This window comes from Chryseobacterium sp. VAUSW3, from assembly GCF_002205795.1.
In the GTDB taxonomy this organism is placed as follows: domain Bacteria; phylum Bacteroidota; class Bacteroidia; order Flavobacteriales; family Weeksellaceae; genus Kaistella; species Kaistella yananensis.
Genome location: NZ_NIUY01000001.1, coordinates 34,439 through 50,624, shown reverse-complemented (window position 1 = coordinate 50,624; position 16,186 = coordinate 34,439). Strand labels below are relative to the sequence as shown.

Annotated in this window: 12 protein-coding genes; 2 read left to right on the top strand and 10 right to left on the bottom strand. The window is 39.6% G+C overall.

Features of this window, described 5'->3' with window-relative positions; genetic code table 11:
• Window positions 1–15: 15 nt before the first annotated feature.
• From CDW55_RS00225 to CDW55_RS00210, 4 genes are all read right to left on the bottom strand, one after another.
• Window positions 16–675, bottom strand: a complete 660-nt coding sequence (locus tag CDW55_RS00225) for a GDSL-type esterase/lipase family protein (RefSeq protein ID WP_088467740.1) — start codon at window positions 673–675, stop codon at window positions 16–18.
• A 340-nt stretch (window positions 676–1,015) separates the two neighbouring features.
• The gene (locus CDW55_RS00220) at window positions 1,016–1,822 is read right to left on the bottom strand and encodes a hypothetical protein (protein WP_088467739.1); all 807 of its coding nucleotides are present in this window, start codon (window positions 1,820–1,822) and stop codon (window positions 1,016–1,018) included.
• Between the two features lie 2 nt (window positions 1,823–1,824).
• A complete protein-coding gene (locus CDW55_RS00215) occupies window positions 1,825–2,658 on the bottom strand; it encodes a hypothetical protein (RefSeq protein WP_143332904.1) in 834 nt (277 codons plus the stop codon).
• 9 nt (window positions 2,659–2,667) lie between these two features.
• Window positions 2,668–3,477: a hypothetical protein gene (locus tag CDW55_RS00210; protein WP_088467737.1), complete on the bottom strand. Its 810-nt coding sequence runs from the start codon at window positions 3,475–3,477 to the stop codon at window positions 2,668–2,670.
• A gap of 386 nt (window positions 3,478–3,863) precedes the next feature.
• Here CDW55_RS00210 and CDW55_RS00205 point away from each other — a divergent pair, with 386 nt between their 5' ends.
• Window positions 3,864–5,402, top strand: a complete 1,539-nt coding sequence (locus tag CDW55_RS00205) for a tetratricopeptide repeat protein (protein ID WP_179285880.1) — start codon at window positions 3,864–3,866, stop codon at window positions 5,400–5,402.
• A 56-nt stretch (window positions 5,403–5,458) separates the two neighbouring features.
• Here the strand turns inward: CDW55_RS00205 and ahcY are convergent, their stop codons facing one another.
• The 3 genes from ahcY to CDW55_RS00190 all read right to left on the bottom strand — a co-directional run bounded on the left by ahcY (window position 5,459) and on the right by CDW55_RS00190 (window position 7,977).
• A complete protein-coding gene (gene ahcY / locus CDW55_RS00200) occupies window positions 5,459–6,772 on the bottom strand; it encodes an adenosylhomocysteinase (protein ID WP_088468642.1) in 1,314 nt (437 codons plus the stop codon).
• 93 nt (window positions 6,773–6,865) lie between these two features.
• Window positions 6,866–7,561 carry a DUF1826 domain-containing protein gene (locus tag CDW55_RS00195; RefSeq protein WP_088467735.1) on the bottom strand — a complete coding sequence of 232 codons (696 nt, stop codon included), beginning with the start codon at window positions 7,559–7,561 and terminating at the stop codon, window positions 6,866–6,868.
• 137 nt (window positions 7,562–7,698) lie between these two features.
• Window positions 7,699–7,977 carry a hypothetical protein gene (locus tag CDW55_RS00190; protein WP_088467734.1) on the bottom strand — a complete coding sequence of 93 codons (279 nt, stop codon included), beginning with the start codon at window positions 7,975–7,977 and terminating at the stop codon, window positions 7,699–7,701.
• A 175-nt stretch (window positions 7,978–8,152) separates the two neighbouring features.
• Between CDW55_RS00190 and CDW55_RS00185 the strand changes: the two genes are divergently transcribed.
• The gene (locus CDW55_RS00185) at window positions 8,153–8,764 is read left to right on the top strand and encodes a 4'-phosphopantetheinyl transferase family protein (protein WP_088467733.1); all 612 of its coding nucleotides are present in this window, start codon (window positions 8,153–8,155) and stop codon (window positions 8,762–8,764) included.
• On the opposite strand, the gene CDW55_RS00180 is transcribed toward CDW55_RS00185, so the two are convergent.
• From CDW55_RS00180 to porU, 3 genes are all read right to left on the bottom strand, one after another.
• On the bottom strand, window positions 8,761–11,001 hold the full coding sequence (locus tag CDW55_RS00180; protein WP_088467732.1) for an FUSC family protein: 2,241 nt from the start codon (window positions 10,999–11,001) through the stop codon (window positions 8,761–8,763). The genes CDW55_RS00185 and CDW55_RS00180 overlap by 4 nt on opposite strands.
• Window positions 11,002–11,078: 77 nt before the next feature.
• Window positions 11,079–12,200 carry a type IX secretion system outer membrane channel protein PorV gene (porV, locus tag CDW55_RS00175; protein ID WP_088467731.1) on the bottom strand — a complete coding sequence of 374 codons (1,122 nt, stop codon included), beginning with the start codon at window positions 12,198–12,200 and terminating at the stop codon, window positions 11,079–11,081.
• Between the two features lie 27 nt (window positions 12,201–12,227).
• On the bottom strand, window positions 12,228–16,067 hold the full coding sequence (porU, locus tag CDW55_RS00170; protein WP_228399583.1) for a type IX secretion system sortase PorU: 3,840 nt from the start codon (window positions 16,065–16,067) through the stop codon (window positions 12,228–12,230).
• Between the last annotated feature and the right edge of the window lie 119 nt (window positions 16,068–16,186).

Genomic DNA, 16,186 nt, shown 5'->3' with positions numbered 1-16,186 from the left:
AGACGCGTTTTTAATTTATGGCTTCCTGAGATAAGGAGCCATTTCTTTTTGCCAGATTTGGTAACCTTCGGCTTTCATGTGGAGCATGTCTTCCAGAAATAAATCTTCACGTACTTTTCCGTTGGGGCCGTTCATCGCTTTAGTGATATCAATATATTCAGCGTTAGGTTTTCGGTCCATAAACTTTTTAATCATTGCGTTGGTAGCAATAAATTTTGGCCAGAGATTTTTTCTGCTGGGTGATAATTTAATCGATACATAAGCCACCGGAATATTTGGATAATATTTGCGTATTTCTGAGTAGAAATTTTTGTATCGGTTGAAGACTTCTTTAGGTTTCAGGTTTTCGTTGCCTGCGAAATCGTTTTCTCCACAGTAAATTATAATTTGCCGGGGAGCGTAAGGTGCTAAAAGTTCATCTGAATAAAAATTTAAGTCATACAAACTCGAACCTCCAAAACCCCGGTTAATTAATATATGCTCGGGAAAATAGCGATCCACATCTTTCCACATGGTGAAAGAAGAACTGCCTAACAAGAGAATTGCATTTTTTGGTGGCGGCGCTTTTACGTTGAGTGTTTTAAATTCTTGTATTTCGTTCCAGAAAGCAGGTTTGTCCTGTGCGGAAACCGAGAGAAAAACGGTAATAAGAAATATTGAAAATAATTTTTTCATTGTGAGCGAATTGAGTTGATAAATCGATTGTTTAATCGATCCATTTACATACGAACAACAAATTTAGGTCATTTAATTTATAATAAAAACTCCTCAGGTCATTAACCTGAGGAGTAATAATTCGGAGCTTAATTTTCTTTCCAGCATTTGTGTTGTTGTTCAGTTGATAACTGTGATGCTCCGTATAAAGTATTGCAAATATATAAAGGTGAGCCTTTAAAGCATAAATTATAGGGGGGACAAATAGGGGACAAATAACATAATAATGTTTAATATATTGATTATGAGTTATTTGTTGAATGTATTTTCATCCAAAATTGATTTATTCTCTCTCTTCATTTTATTGAGTTACCTGTGCTGTGACAAAAATTCTTCCCATATCATTGTTGATATTTGAACAGTTGCTGGTGTTGCCCCCATATGTTATTGAGTTATATCCAGTTGTAATTGCTGGTAGATTTCTACCGTAAATCGATACAGTATGTGTTCCAATAGGCAAGTCATTAAATACGCCGGCAAGATTAAATTTTTTCCAGTCACAAACAAAATCTCTTCCCGATGAAGTGTATTTATTGGCTAGCTTTAGCTGGCCATTTACAAATACACCAACGGCAAACTGAAATTTTTGATTGGTGTCGCTCGCATTATTAATTTGAGCCATCCCCTCAGCAATAATAAGATTGGTATTTGTTGTTTTTGTGATGGTAATGGTAGTCGTAGCATTTAAATTTGTCCATCCAGTTGTATTGCTATTCAGCGAAAATAGCGGCATGGTAGAAGGGAAATTACTGATGGTAGTACTTGCTGTTGAGTTGCCGGAAGTGTTTTCGGTTTGCTTGATAATGGCCAAGCCATCTGCAATTTCAAAGGTTTTGTTCCACTTTCCCTGATCCCAGAAATTGAGTTTGTTGGTCGTGGTGTTTTGTACGAGTAAGCCTTGTACAGGGGTAGGTACTGTAACAATATCGCTACTGCTGCTAAGGGCAACAGCGGGAAAGAGAACTCCTCTTTTATCATCTGCAATATGTAGAACCGCGCTAGGATCCGGAGCATTTACAATTGAGGTATTTGTGGCAATGAGAACCTGTGCATTTATTTTTATAAAACTCATCAGGCAATAGGTAAATATGAGGGTTAAAATTTTCATAACTAAAAAGAATAAGGTTGATTGATTGTAATGGTACTGCTCATTGCTGATTCGAAACCGGTTAATGAACTGCATGAACTATTTGGCGCACCGTAGGTCACTGTTAGTCCGCTGATGTTAGGTGCTGAAATATTCCGTATCGCAAATTTCACCGTGTGATTACCTGGACTTAAATTTTTCGCAATACTATATATCATAAACTGTCTGTATGAACATGCTGACTGAAAATCAAGATAGAGGGGTTTAACATCTATAAGTTTATCATCAACAAAAAAGCCGATAGTCGAGGAAACCCCACCGGTATTGTTAGCGGAGGTATTGCTTGCCTGATACATACCATTAATATTAAGCAATAAATCATTTTGAGTTCTGTCAATCACAATAGACTTTGTAAGACCTGGTATAACGGTCCATTGGGCTGTATTTAATGTTTCACCTGGAACATGGGCCAGATGCCCTAAGAATTGATTAGGAGAAGTTCTGGTGAATGTAAAAGCCGTTGATGAATTAGATGAATAGTATTTCATTTGATTCATCAGGCTTTCCTGATTAATGTCGGTAAACAAATATTCCCATTTTGTTTGATTCCAATAATAAAATCCTTCTTTTCCACCGATTGCATTGTTGGTATTATAGATGATGAGTGATTCTTTAGGATTGGGTATTGTCGAGACGTCATTTCTGTTTTGTAATGAAACCTGAGGAAAAGAAACACCTTTATTGCTTGAACGAATGTCTAAACTTGCAGATGGATGTGGAGTTCTGGTATTAATTCCTACCTGTGCGAAAAACGTGTATGATGCCATGATCAGCATTAGTAAATATAGATTTTTCATAGTAAATTTTTACGGTTTTTCAGAAGTTTGTACGGTCATGATCGACTTGTCCATTAATGGACTAAGGTTGTTGCATGCGGAATGTTTAGATCCAAAGGTGATGCTTTGGGTTGCCACCTCAGTTACCCTTAATGTTTCTCTCAACTCAATCAGATGATTCCCAACGCCCAGATTGTTAATGTTAAAATAAACATTGAAATCATTGTACAAACAGTTTTCATTACCGTTAATAATAAAGTTTCGCACACCGGCTAACTGAGAATCCACAAAAAGTGCAATTGAATACGACATAAAGGTGTTCTCTGAGGCCGCCGAATTTACCTGTACAATACCACTTCCGGAAACCGAAATTGTATTTTGAGGAGAGTAAATCGAAATCGCCTTTGATAAACCAGGAATAAGTTGAAAATCATGAACAGAGGGTGCCTCACCCATAGTGTAGGATACGCCAGTTATCGGTGTACCGTCATTAACTCCACCTGTAGAAACTGCCGACTCGGAACGGACTATTCCTAAATATTTATAAATGTTTGCCGTATCCAAAGATGGGTTCCATTTATTGTCTTTCCAAAAGTAAAATCCTTTTCCCGTACTGGCGTTCGTATTGTACACCACAAGCGAATTAGCGGGATTCACTACGGGTGCGGCGCTGTTGAGATCAGGGATAAAGACATTTGGGAGAAGGACACCTTTATTGGCAGAAACAATTTTCAGAACTTCCGAATCATCGAAAGTGGTGACGTTCGAGCCGATGCCAATCTGCGCATAGCAGAATGCACAAGCGACCAGGAACCCTGGCACTAAATTTAATTTCATCATGTTGTGTTTTTGTGTTATTGCAAATATATTTATACTTTTTAATACTTATATGGTTAAAACACCCTAATTTTATTATGTAAAACGTAATAAGCGATTGAATTGTGACTTTTTTTTAATAGATTTATACGTTTATAAATCCTCAACCCTTACCAGTTGCTTATTTAGACTAACCTTTAACGATCACCGATATCCGCTGAATGAAAAACTTTTATCTCCTTTTTTTTCTTTTTTTTCTGAATAAGTTTTATTTTTTGGCGCAGCCGGTGGATCCCCGGTCTTTCGAAAATGACATAAAGCTGTGGCAAAGTAAAACTTCAGAAGCAATTTCACAGCGGGACACTGCAGCTTTTAGTAAGATACTTCAACCATTAAAGACAAGTAAATTCATGAAAGATCAAGTGCTTTACCAAGCATTGATGGGAAAAGCATATGCAGAGCTTTTTGATGGATTTACCCCTACGGCTGAAAAGCATTTTGAGAGTTCTATTAAAAAAGCAAATAAACTGAAAGATCCTGCATTGCTTATTTGGACTCAACTGTGTTATGCCGAATGTCTTTATAATTACCGTGAAATGACCAAAGCGCTGCCTGTTTATTTGAATGCAATAAGGCATATTGAGAGTATTTCGCCCGGCGAGATGATTTTTCCCGCCAGTTCTTTTAAGAGAATCGGTTATTATATGGGAACAATCGGTGATAACGCTGAGGCGATTATTTATCTCCGGAGAGCTTTGCAACATACAATAGGTAACACTTCAGAATTTGCCGAAATTTTAGACAACATCGGGCAATATTATTTTGCATCTAATGATTATAAAAATGCTGAAAAATATTTTGTACAGGCATCAGTTACTGCAAAAATTATTAAAGATGACATCCGCTACGCCAAAACACTCGGTAATATTGGCCGTATCCGGGAGACACAGGGAAATTTTAAAGAGGCGGTTCAGCTCTTGGAAAAAGACATTGCCATATCCGAAAAATTAGGAACTGACCAGAATACGATGTTTGCTTACACGGTGCTAGCAAAAGTTTTCTTAAAAGATCAACAATGGAAAAAAGCAGAGTCGGCTGCGGATAAGGCAGAAGCAATTGCCCAGACCAAACCGTATTATCAGAATAATGAACTTGAAATCATTAAGCTTAAACTTGATATTTACAGCAAGCAGAACAGAACTGGAGAAGAGCTTGCAGCCAGAAGAAAAATGAAAGTTCTGGAAGATTCACTTAAACTTACCGATGGTGCTTTGCCGCTTATTCACGCAAATCTTATGGCGCAAAAAGCAAAGTATCAGCTGCAGATGCAGAAAGTGGATGAAGACTTACAGAAGGAATCTCTCATTGCAAAAACAGCAGTACTTATAGCAGTTCTTGTCGCATTTCTACTGACTTTCAATTTTTTTCATTCGAAAAGAAAAGAGCGTAAAAGACAGCAAATTTACGATGCAAAAATAAAGGAACATGAACTGGAAAAAAACAGGTACGAAGAAAAACTTTTACAAGCGCAAAAAACGCTGCATGCACAAATTGAGTATCTCAAAACCAAAAATTATCATATCAAACAGCTAACTGCGGAAATCGAGGAGATAAAAAATTCTGCATCCTCTCACATTGAAGAAGAGAGCGGCAGGCTGCATGAGATCTTGGATTCGCATTTAATGACTGAAGAAAACTGGCAGATGTTCCGCCGCGAATTTCAGAAAGAATATCCCAATTTTTATCAAACGCTGAAAACCGAATTTCCAGAAATTACAAACGCAAATCTCAGGATTATTCTTCTCCAGAAAATGGGTTTCAGTTCGTCGGAAATATCCGCACTGCTGGGAATTACCCAGGATGCGGTGAAAAAGTCACGGCAGCGGTTGAAGCGAAAACTTGGTGATAAATACGACCAACTTTTCAGCATTGTTTTCTCAGAATCTTAAATAAAAAAACGCTTTGGAATGTCCAAAGCGTTTCTGTTTTTGCTGATCGCTAATTATTAATATCTGTAGTACTCAGGTTTGAATGGTCCTTCAACCGTTACCCCGATGTATTTTGCCTGTTCAGGAGTTAAAGTTTCAAGTTCAACACCTAATTTCTTCAGGTGTAAAGCCGCTACTTTTTCGTCTAGATGCTTCGGTAAAGTATAAACTTCGTTTCCGTAAGCCTCAGCATTAGTCCATAATTCGATTTGTGCCAAAGTCTGGTTACTGAATGAGTTACTCATCACAAAAGATGGGTGACCAGTTGCACAGCCCAGGTTTACCAAGCGGCCTTCTGCCAAAATGATGATTTCTTTGCCGTCGATATTATACACATCAACCTGTGGTTTTACTTCGTATTTTGTAGAACCATAGTTTTCGTTCAACCATGCCATATCAATTTCGTTATCGAAGTGGCCGATGTTACAAACGATGGTTTTATCTTTCATTTTAGCGAAATGTTCCGCACGTACGATGTTGAAGTTACCTGTAGTTGTGATGATAATGTCCGCATTGTCAACCACACTATCTAGTTTTTTAACTTCAAAACCTTCCATAGAAGCCTGAAGCGCACAGATCGGGTCGATTTCAGTAACCGTAACGATAGATCCTGCACCTCGGAAAGAAGCTGCAGTTCCTTTACCTACATCTCCGTAACCACAAACAACCACTCTTTTACCTGCAAGCATAATATCAGTAGCTCTTCTGATGGCATCTACCGCAGATTCTCTACATCCGTATTTGTTATCGAATTTAGATTTGGTTACAGAATCGTTAACGTTAATAGCTGGCATTACCAGTGTACCGTTCGCCATTCTCTCGTATAATCTATGAACACCTGTAGTGGTTTCTTCAGAAAGTCCTTTAATATCTTTCGTTAATTCAGGATATTTATCGAAAACAAGATTGGTTAAATCTCCGCCGTCATCAAGGATAAGGTTCAGGGGTTTTCTGTCTTCACCGAAAAATACGGTTTGCTCAATACACCACTCGAATTCTTCCTCATTCATACCTTTCCAGGCATATACAGGGATTCCTGCAGCAGCAATTGCAGCAGCAGCGTGATCCTGGGTTGAGAATATATTACATGAAGACCATGTAACTTCAGCTCCAAGCGCAACTAAAGTTTCGATAAGAACCGCCGTTTGGATGGTCATGTGAAGACAACCCGCAATTCTGGCACCTTTTAAAGGCTGAGACGGCCCGTATTCTTCACGGATGGCCATTAACCCGGGCATTTCAGCTTCCGCTAATTTAATTTCTTTTCTACCCCATTCTGCAAGGGAAATGTCCTTTACTTTGTAAGGCACGTATTGTGTAGTTGTTTCCATTTTAATTGAAAAAATTTTTGCGAAATTACGCAATTTTCTTCTGACTGTCAAACTTGGCTTGGGTTTGAGTGCGATTGAAAATTTCTATAATTTTTAACAGATCAGGAGCAACCGGTATTCTGCAGTGTTTTCTGTAGGCGCGCGGTGAATACACGGTAAAACTTGCTGAAAAGGATGATCTACTGCCAGCCTCCAGAGATTTCCGTTTCCTAAATTAATTGGTTTGGCATTGGGTTTCGGCTGGTAATGAAGATCAAAAAAATGTTCCTGCAAAAAAGTATCAAATGATTCTTCAGTTCCATCATGTAATTTCCTGAGTTTTGCCCTGATTTCCGGATCAAGAATTTTCTGTATGGCCTCGTGGTTGGGTAAAATATCGCTTGAAGCGCCATAATAAGTGCACAAAAAGGTATCTGCAGCAACGGGAGAACGGTCGACATGAAAGGAGTAAACATCGGTCGAAATAAAACTGAATTCGTCGTCCCGCTCGTAACATTTCAGTAGGTTAAGCGAAGGTAAAGCACCGAATTCAGTAAGTAATTCCAAATCATTAAGGATCGTTTCGCGGGCCAAACTTCCTTTCTCTGATAATTGAAGTGCGAGAAGATCCCGTGCAGAAATTTCAGTAATGTCCTCCTTTAAGCTTAATTTGGTAACAATTTCGCGAAAATCTCCTTCCAGATTCCTTTGCCAGCAGAACGCATTGGTATTCCTCTGAAATCGCGAATTTACAAGTTCTTCAAAAGTTGAAAATGTTCTGATGTTATCGTGGTAGCCGTATTTGTTCATTGCAGGGATTCTCGTCAAGCAAAATTACAAATTAAAGCAGATGCTTAAGCAGCTTAAGAAAAAAAACAGCGACTATTTTAGTCGCTGCTTCTTCTTTGAATTTTTAAACGGTCTTTTTTAAAGTAAAAAAAACGGTTTTATCTGTGCCTCACGCCCCGCTGGTGGAACTGAACGTTTTTATTCGCGCTCTGATAGTTCGGCGAAAACGTATCACTGTGTTTTGTGGCAGTAATGGGATCGGTAATAAAATGATTTTGGGGTTTTACATGGTCCTTGTCTTCGTTTCCTGATGTATGATCAGAATTTGCGTTCGCTGTTGCAAGCTCCTTTTGGGATTCATTTTTTCTTATTCTATTTAGGGCATAAGCCCCGGCTGCTGTGGCTGCAATGCCTAAAGCGATTTTCAGTGTGTTCATATCTTGTAATTTTGAAAAAAGCACGCAAAGTTCTTGCCAACACCGAAGAAAAATGCGGTTTTGTGAAGTTTTTAGAAGTTCCGGATTTAAATCGGACCAATAAAGCTTACCACATGAATTGCCTAAAATTAATTACTTTTGCAGAGGTAAACAAATTTGTTCTTCTTTCTACAATATGCCTTTATACCGTGATTTTTCAGATCATAATGCCACCATTCTTCTCTGGAAGTATGATGAAAAGGAAGAACTGGATCCTAAAACCCTGTTGGAAGAAGAAAATTACGAGAAGGTGAAGGATTACCACCCGACAAAACTGAAAGAACTGCTCTTGGTAAGGAAAATACTGAAATCTATTTTACCTGAACACAAAATCCTTTACAACGGTCGTGAACCTTATCTGGAGCCCCGTGATTTCGAAATTTCGATTACCCACTCGTTTCCGTTTGCGGCGCTGGCTGTTTCTAAGAATAAAGTAGGGATAGATATTGAACCTTTTCATGATAAAATCATCAGAATCAGGCACAAATTCCTGAATGATGACGAGGCAGGTTTTATCGAAGAAAGTAAAGAAACCGCTTATCTTACCGTAATCTGGTCGCTGAAAGAGAGTTTATACAAAATTCATCATTCCAACTATTGGTCGTTGAAAAAGCATTACGAAGTAAAACCATTCAGCCTCGATTTTCCGTATAATATTGTCTGCCGGGTACACGATGACAAGGTTTCCGATCTTTACAAAGCCCGCGTAGAATTTTTCGAAAATTACTGTTTAACCATTGTAGACTAAATTACAGGCTCTAATTTCTCAGCTACTTTGCGTTGTTCTTTAGCAACATCGTAAATAAGTTCCAGGATTTCCTGTAAATTTTTAAGTTCTGTTAAATGTGTGATTCTGTTAGGATCTCGGCGGTTCATGATTTCGCTTTCGGAAATTTCTTTTTTTCTTTTTTCCAGAAGTTGGTCCACAGAATCCTCTGGTTTCAGCCTGCTTTCTTCCACAATATCGACGTCGAATTTTTTCTGTTCCAAAATCAAACCTGTACGCAGCAATTCAGCAGATATTTTTCGGTTCCAGCTGTCGAAATCGATTTCTGGGTAATCTTTCGCGTTTTTTGAATATTGCGAAAACGAGGCAATATAAGCGGTAATTAAATGTGCGGTATTCACGAACTGATGGACCTGTTCCATTTTCTTCTGCTGGTTTTTCGGATCTGAAATCATGCGCTGAAAGTTGTCGGAAAGATTGGCCAAATCAATAATTGCATCTTTTCTTTTGAGTTTATACTCCTGAATGCCGATGTTTTCATCTTTAAAAAAATCCATTGCTGCTTTAAAATATTTCGCATTGCTTTTTGATGATTTCTTCATGAAATCCAGATTTTGGGTATGTTCCCAAACCGGTAAAACAAAGTAGGAAACTGCGAAAGCCACGGCTCCGGCAATGGCCGTATCGAGAATACGGTCGCGGAATATGTTATTGATGTTCCCCGGATTCAGGAAATTGAAAGTTAGGAAAATATAAATCGTCATAAAAAAAACCGCCCATGAATACTGGGCTTTCAGAAAACTGAAACAAAGGATCATGCTGAGCAAAAGGATGGTAAACAGCGCGGTATTATTATGAACTGTATGCAAAATTCCGTAAGCCACCACCGCGCCGGCGACCGTACCGTAAAGCCGCAGTAAATTACGGTGTTTGGTGGTAGAGTAGGCCGGCCTCATAATGGCGACAATAGTAATTAAAATCCAGTAGGAGTGACCGATGCCCAAAAACTCCATTTGTGAAATAATATAGCCGGTGAGCATCGCCAGGGTAATACGCACAGAATGGCGAAAGTGTGTAGACTTTAAAGAAATATTGTTAAGAAGTACTTTGAAATTAAGTTTTTCATCGTTGGTAATAAACTCTTTTAAATCCAGACCGGTAGAAAGGCTTTTGGCCAGTTTTTGATCCTGAGTGAATACTTTATAAATGGTGTTGATTTGTTCCGTAATATCACTTATTCTTAGTAGAATAATTCGCATGATCATAAAATTCTCCAAAGTATCAGGGTTCAGTTTCTTATTGCGTAAATCGAAATATTCATCGAAAACCTGATCCAGCTCATCGTCTAAATTTCTGAGGGATTTTGCCTTGGTACCGCTTTGCAGCGCAATGCCGATATTGCTGAGTTCTTCAGCCAGTTTTGATAAATAGTCGCTGATGGATTCCAGTAAACCTGTTTCTCCAAAACTTTCCTGAATTTTTCCGTAATCACTTTCCGAGGTCATCAGTTTTTCATGTAAGTCAATTGAATTGAGAAACATGAGCATCAAAAGCCGGCTTGTTGTGGTAGATTCGTTAACGATTTTTCTTGTTTTAAAGACGGTTTCGCGGGTTTCTTCCTGTAAATTTTTAATTTTAACCTGTTGCGAAATCACCTGCAGGTAAAGCGCATCGAAATCTGGATTTTGCAGATAAAATCTGGATTTTAATTTGAGGTAATCGCCCAGCTCCAGGTAATTTTCGCCAATCATTTGGCCTGCAAGTTTGTAAGGCTGAATTTTTGAAACGACAAGAAAAACCAGTAAATAACAAACCGATCCTGCTAAGAAAATCAGGGAATTTTTCACCAGGTTTCCCTGACTTAAATGCCCGTCGACAAAAATCGCCAGCACCACAAGCGAAAGAGATCCCACTGCCGCCAGCCTCTGCCCATATACGCCGATCATCGAAAAAAACATTCCGAACAGAATGATTTCGAGATAAATGATGGGCGGAAAATCCTTCAGTAAGGTGGCAATAACGGAGACTGCAAAAAAGCAGATAATGGCAAAGATCAGTGCATTTCTTCGGCGGATAAACGGGCCGGGCTGATCGGTAAGGCCTACAAAACTGGTGGCCAGTGGGAAAAGGAAATATTCTTTCAGCAGACCAAAATAGGCTAAAATGATACTGGGAGCTACAATAGCTAAAGTAATCCGTACCGCTGAAAAAATATATTGGCTGGTGGCAAATTTCCTGAGTTCTGTTGCGTAGTTCATTCTGCTAATTTAGGATTTAATCCACAAAAAAGCCTCAATTGCTGAGGCTTTAAAAAGATATTTTTGTGAACAGGATGTTAATAATCCGAATTCGAAGACTCTTCACCAATATTCCAGGTTAGTCCGAATCTCAATGTATTATCAAGTGCTGAATTTACTTTGGAGGTGTTAATGAGGTAAGACATATCCAACCCGAAAGACTGGTACTTTAAGCCTACACCCACCGTAGCATACTGCCTTGCGCCCTGTTCTTCGCTTTCGTGGAAATAACCGCCCCGTAAAGCAAAAGCGTTGTCGTATTCATACTCCACAGCACCACTGAACATCATGCTTTTTTCGTTGCTGAATGATTTTCCGATCCCTTCAATTACCCCTACATTCGGTACGTTTCCTGTGTTATCAGGTCCCGGAACAAGAAGTTTTGAAGCTTCGAAATTTAAGCCTACACGGTTTAAATCATCAATAAAAAGATCGTAACCAGCACCTAATCTAGCCATGGTTGGCAAATAGGATCTGGATTCTTCATCGCCGGTGTAATCTAATCTTGGTCCGATATTTTGGATCGCAAAACCTGCTCTGGCGCGGCCCTCGAAATCGTTTATACTTGTATGTTTTTCCGACTGAAAGTATCCCGATACATCAACTGCAAAAGAGTTTGCCGGTTTCAGGGTATTGTCGGAGTTAAAACCGCCGGACAAATCTGAACGGATAAATCTACCGGTAACCGCCATGGAATAATAATCACTAAGTTTTAAACCGTAGGCTACATCGATAGAGAATTCGTTTGGTTTCGCAGTGCCTTCCTGTACAACTTCATTACCTACAAGTTTCGTTAAATCTACTGCGCCCATATTGAAATAATATAAACTTGCAGAAATGGTTGATCTTTCTTCATCACCTAAAAACTGATGATAAGCACCATACAGGAGGAAAACATCGTTGGTGAGCTTGCTCATATAAGGCGTATAGTTGAGCCCGATGGCAGATGTTGTTTTGCTGAAAGGATATTTTGCAGCATTCCAGAACTGTGAGAATGCATCGGTAGTTGTGGCTACCCCCTGATCACCCATACCGCCTGCTCTGGCATCCGGAGAAATTCTTAGAAAAGGGGCTCCGGTAAGAACCGGCTGAACCTGGGCATACGTAAATGCGCCCAGTCCTAAGCCTAATCCTAAAAACAGTTTTTTAGTCAATTTCATAAAGTCGTTTTTTAATCGTTTATATTTTTATTTCAATAATACCATTTTTTCAACTGCGGTTGCGCTGCCTTTGCATTTATCCTGATTCTGGCTTTTTGCAAAGATCTTAAAAATATAGGTGCCTTTTCCAACTGCGTCCCCAAAATCATCGTTCCCGTCCCATTCGATGGCAGTTTTCTGTGTGCGGAAACCCTGAAAGAACGGCTCTGCAGTCACTGTTGTACTGATGGTTTTTACCAGTTTACCCGTGATGGTGTAAATCTGCACATTAACATCCAGCATATCGTCGCAATTGTGTTCAAACTGAACGTAAGTCTTATTGGTAAAGGGATTAGGCCAGTTTAAGAGTTTGTTAACAATTAAATTTTGGTTGGATTCATCCTTAACTACAAAGTTTAACGTTTCGGTCGTTGAATTATTGTTGATGTCCCAAACTTTAAAGGTCAGCTGATGCGGTCCAGGTGCTAAATTTCGGAAAGGGTAGGTCACATTCCCTTTTTGGTAATCTGCTAAAGAAGTATTCACACAGCCGTTTCCATCGCCTGAAAAATAGAAATCATTTAGAACAACGGTATCAATAATTTTTCCATCGAGGATTACGGTAATGTCGTGTCCGATTCCCGAGCCTGTCGAGTTAATTCCTTTGTCATCTGTTACACAGGCTAAAAGTGTTGGGTTTTGATCGGTGATTCCACCATCGGCAAAGTTTGTATTGTTCATATAGACTTTTACCTTGGGAGGCTCATTATCATTAATGCCATCGGGATTTATTCCGCCAATTTTCTGCGTCTGATTATTGAAAACATCGAAAACTTTATTGTCTGCATACGCTAAGATTCTACCGTTTCCTGTTTCGTAATTAATATCTTTTGGGACATAAAATTCTACTGTGAATACGCCGTTTACCGCCTGACCTGAAGATTTTACAATCGGTCCGTTTTCTTCGGTATACGTTAATACTGGATTCATTTTGGGCTCACCGTCGTTATTCAGCGTTTTTTTACTAAGTCTTTTGTCGAAGATGTTGATGGCGACTCTGCCGTTGAAGGAAGTATCTAAGGTTCCATCGGCTTTGTTGATGTGCCCTTTTACCTTTACGAAATCCAGTGCACGCAACTGTCCGGGAACGGGAGATTCAACTTCATCGATGTTCAGCAGTCTTTTGGGGCGGCTTAATTTTGTCGCCGGATCACCTAAAAGGTTTACTTTTAAATGGTCGCTATGGGTGCCTTTTTCGATTTTAGCTTTCAGGAAGGCGTCACCAAGCGAAATGAAATCATCATTCACGAGTTCAAAGAGATGGCGGGTAAAAATGGTCGTAAATTCTTCGCCATACCCCACACCAATCGCGCGGCTGGAGGTAAGCATCATCGAAGCACCGCCCTGTTTTGATTTGATGACCTGTTCACCCGCAGAGAAGGTTGCAGGATCGTCCCACAACGTAAATTCACAGGTAATAGTAGAAACAAGCGGAAGCCGCGAATATACTGCGTTATAATTGTTAAAATTCTGAATCATATCGATCGTCAGCACACGCTCCTGCGCCCAACCGTTGATCCCGCCATGCCCAAAGTAAAAGAGATAAAGGCTGTTCCCGACATCGTTGGAAATTGCCTGATTGACCTGCGGATACCGCTGTCCGCCGGCTGAAGTCTGCGCGGTAAATGAATCCAGATATAATTTCCGGATATTGTATTCCTTCCTGAGTGTTCCGTTTTCGAAAACGTTCACCAAAGAAGCATTCATGGTGTTGTGGAACGGGAGGAGGTTGTCGGCATCATCATCCACAACAAAATCCATTTTCATGCGCCATTCACCGAAAGGGGTCGACTGGCCCGGAAGTGCATTATTATAAGCCAGCGCTTTGTCGATCAGAAGTTTAGCTTCGGATACATTGCCGGCCGGCAACCTTCCGACCGGAAAATTGGGAAGGGTTGAAGATAAACGGATGGCGGTCATACTCTGCGGCGAGGTCATGGTAAAATAATCGTCTGATACGAAAGAATCTGCATAATTCCCGCTTTCCTCACTCTGAAATGAGGGTACAATATCGGCTCCGGGATGATTGATCCCGCGGAAATCATAAGAAGTATCGCCCAGAATGAAAAGATATTTCAATTTCCCAGTAGGGGTATTGAGCTTTGTCGCAAAATCCCTGATTGCTGTAATATCTTTGTTCCCGCTGCTGAATTCGTTGTAAATCTTATTCACATCAACCACGGCAACATTGAATTTATCCTGATAATAGTTCGCCAGTCTTTGTGCGTTGCCCAACATTTCAGGTGAAGAAATCATTAAATAATCAATATTCTGTAAGCCGGAAAGGTCCTGATTTTCAATTTTACCTACAAATGCCGGTGCAAAAGCTTCACTGCTTTTAAAGGCAACAAATTCGTTCACAAATGTATTGCTGCTGGCGATGTATCCAAAACTGAACGTGCTGTTGCCGCCGGCTTTGTTTACTTTTTTAGTCACATTGGTAATGTCTGAAACCTCCCAAACCTGCTCTAATGAACCGGCATCTGATATACTGAAAGTGTAGTTTGTTCCGCTGCCCTCCGCAATGGAGTAGCTGCGGAAATTCATCTGCGTATTATTGAATTTCAAGTCTTCTTTGTACTGCACTTCAGCATAATCGAAATAAAACTTCCCGTTCGGATTGCTGGAGGTATCGGGACTGTAATTGAAAGTAAGCTGACTGCCCTGTAAATTGGTAAGTGTTCCCGTATAGACAATCGGAATGTACTCTTTTTTGTCGGCAGGAGAAATAGTATAATTGTACGGACTCTGATTATTGAGATTTACAGTAATTTTATTTCCCGAAGATAGGTAACCGATATATCTGCTGCGGTATTTAATGATATCTGTGGGCTGTATGGGTGATCTGGTGGTGAATGTGACTACTTTGTTTTCGGTAATGGCATCGCCGGTCCAGATGCGGCCGATTTTCATTAAATTGAACTTTTCCTCATTAATAAACTGGTAATCATCATAACGGGTAATGGCATCAGCAGTTACGGGCGTATCTGTTTCCAGAATTCTTTTTCCGGGTCCCAAATCGAAATTGATAAAATAAAACGCAAAATCACTGTAGATATTGATGAAGTTTGCCGAAGTGTCAGTTCGGGTTTCAATACGCCTGTTGCCACTACCATCGGTATTCCCCTGTGTTTTATATACGTTGTATCCGTGTGGACCCTGGGCGTAGAAAAGGGCATAATCTTCCTCATTCCAGGTTCCATCGTCCTGGCCTACAACCTGTATGGCGTTTTCCTGTAACGCAGAATATCTAGAGTCAAGATTGTGCTCGGGCAGCATCAAACCACCATTACCATAAATCCTGAAGTTTTTCGGATTAATATTGGAAGGGTTGATGCCGTTGTCGCGCAAAAATTTCGAGGTAATTTTAAAAACGCCTGATTTATCAACCTTTATTTTATAAAATGTTCCGGTTTTCAAAGGATTTTCGGTGGTGCCCACTTTTCCTGAAAATAAAGGGTTGGGTTCCGGTGCGCTGCTGTTCACGATACTGAAAGACGAAAGTCTGTAAAGATTTCCGTTTTCGGTTTTTAGCGCAGCGACTCTGATATTTATTGTTTTTTCGTTGGTATACGGATTGGTAAAATCACTTATTTCAGTTTCTTCCCGGGCAGGAATGTCCGATGGACTGATTTCAAAAAGTTCTTTAGGGGTGATTTTTTCCCAGACAAAATTGGTAACTTTCTGATTCACGCCAGAATATTTCATGGTAGACCGAAAATAAACTGAACTTTCCTCAAAAGCAAAACCCTCATTCTTAAAAAAAGGAACCGTAACCTGATAATTTCCAAAATCGATCACTTTATTGCCTTCCCACTGTAGTTTCACAGTTTGAGAAAAACCAATTGAAAAAAATAGTATAAATAGTAGAATAAAAATGCGTTTCATCAGGTGTTAAGTTTCAGAATTACAAATTAAACGAAAAATAATAAATAACGATATATGCA

Coding starts and splice junctions, on each gene's coding strand:
- CDW55_RS00225 (WP_088467740.1), bottom strand. CDS start 675: ATGAAAAAATTATTTTCAATATTTCTTATTACCGTTTTTCTCTCGGTT.
- CDW55_RS00220 (WP_088467739.1), bottom strand. CDS start 1,822: ATGAAAATTTTAACCCTCATATTTACCTATTGCCTGATGAGTTTTATA.
- CDW55_RS00215 (WP_143332904.1), bottom strand. CDS start 2,658: ATGAAAAATCTATATTTACTAATGCTGATCATGGCATCATACACGTTT.
- CDW55_RS00210 (WP_088467737.1), bottom strand. CDS start 3,477: ATGATGAAATTAAATTTAGTGCCAGGGTTCCTGGTCGCTTGTGCATTC.
- CDW55_RS00205 (WP_179285880.1), top strand. CDS start 3,864: ATGAAAGATCAAGTGCTTTACCAAGCATTGATGGGAAAAGCATATGCA.
- ahcY (WP_088468642.1), bottom strand. CDS start 6,772: ATGGAAACAACTACACAATACGTGCCTTACAAAGTAAAGGACATTTCC.
- CDW55_RS00195 (WP_088467735.1), bottom strand. CDS start 7,561: ATGAACAAATACGGCTACCACGATAACATCAGAACATTTTCAACTTTT.
- CDW55_RS00190 (WP_088467734.1), bottom strand. CDS start 7,977: ATGAACACACTGAAAATCGCTTTAGGCATTGCAGCCACAGCAGCCGGG.
- CDW55_RS00185 (WP_088467733.1), top strand. CDS start 8,153: ATGCCTTTATACCGTGATTTTTCAGATCATAATGCCACCATTCTTCTC.
- CDW55_RS00180 (WP_088467732.1), bottom strand. CDS start 11,001: ATGAACTACGCAACAGAACTCAGGAAATTTGCCACCAGCCAATATATT.
- porV (WP_088467731.1), bottom strand. CDS start 12,200: ATGAAATTGACTAAAAAACTGTTTTTAGGATTAGGCTTAGGACTGGGC.